This window comes from Gilliamella sp. wkB112 (assembly GCF_001690685.1).
GTDB classification, from domain to species: Bacteria; Pseudomonadota; Gammaproteobacteria; order Enterobacterales; family Orbaceae; genus Gilliamella; species Gilliamella apicola_J.
The window spans coordinates 1-1,155 of sequence record NZ_LZGL01000004.1 but is presented as its reverse complement, the minus strand read 5'-3'; the positions used below and the strand labels follow the sequence as shown (position 1 = coordinate 1,155).

Here is a 1,155-nt window from a genome sequence, read left to right as displayed (position 1 = left end):
CGCTTTTCGCAGATTAACACGTCCTTCTTCGCCTCTAAATGCCTAGGCATCCACCGTGTACGCTTAATTTCTTAACCTTACAACTCACAGTTGTCTTGGTTTTCATTACGCTTTTTTCTCTTTCTTGCTTCAAACCACCATACTTTCATATGCCAGTTCGCCGCAAAAACGAGAACTCGTTTCTTTCAGCTTGTTCCTAATTGTTAAAGAGCTTTATCTTTCTATTTACTCATTCAAAAGTAAATACAAAGATAAGTAATTTGAAAATAATGTCGTCACTACTATATGGCGTCCCCTAGGGGATTCGAACCCCTGTTACCGCCGTGAAAGGGCGATGTCCTAGGCCTCTAGACGAAGGGGACTTTATTATTTCGCTTCTTAATCAACAAACAATCTGTGTGAACACTTACGAGCGCTTCGTAAGGAGGTGATCCAACCGCAGGTTCCCCTACGGTTACCTTGTTACGACTTCACCCCAGTCATGAATCACACCGTGGTAAACGCCCTCCCGAAGGTTAAGCTATCTACTTCTGGTGCAACCCACTCCCATGGTGTGACGGGCGGTGTGTACAAGGCCCGGGAACGTATTCACCGTGACATTCTGATTCACGATTACTAGCGATTCCGACTTCATGGAGTCGAGTTGCAGACTCCAATCCGGACTTAGACGTACTTTATGAGGTCCGCTTGCTCTCGCGAGGTCGCCTCCCTTTGTATACGCCATTGTAGCACGTGTGTAGCCCTGGTCGTAAGGGCCATGATGACTTGACGTCGTCCCCACCTTCCTCCGCTTTATCAACGGCAGTCTCCTTTGAGTTCCCGACCGAATCGATGGCAACAAAGGATAAGGGTTGCGCTCGTTGCGGGACTTAACCCAACATTTCACAACACGAGCTGACGACAGCCATGCAGCACCTGTCTCATAGCTCCCGAAGGCACTCTCGCATCTCTGCAAGATTCTATGGATGTCAAGACCAGGTAAGGTTCTTCGCGTTGCATCGAATTAAACCACATGCTCCACCGCTTGTGCGGGCCCCCGTCAATTCATTTGAGTTTTAACCTTGCGGCCGTACTCCCCAGGCGGTCGATTTATCGCGTTAGCTTCGGAGCCCATCACTCTAGGCAACAAACTCCAAATCGACATCGTTTACAGCG

Annotated in this window: 1 tRNA gene and 2 rRNA genes; all 3 read right to left on the bottom strand. The window is 48.6% G+C overall.

The annotated features are described in order from the left end of the window. Positions 1-77: ribosomal RNA gene (locus A9G12_RS01070) — 23S ribosomal RNA — on the bottom strand; the annotation flags it as partial. A 209-nt stretch (positions 78-286) separates the two neighbouring features. Next, positions 287-362, bottom strand: a tRNA-Glu gene (locus A9G12_RS01065). Between the two features lie 58 nt (positions 363-420). After that, positions 421-1,155 (bottom strand): 16S ribosomal RNA (locus A9G12_RS01060); the annotation flags it as partial.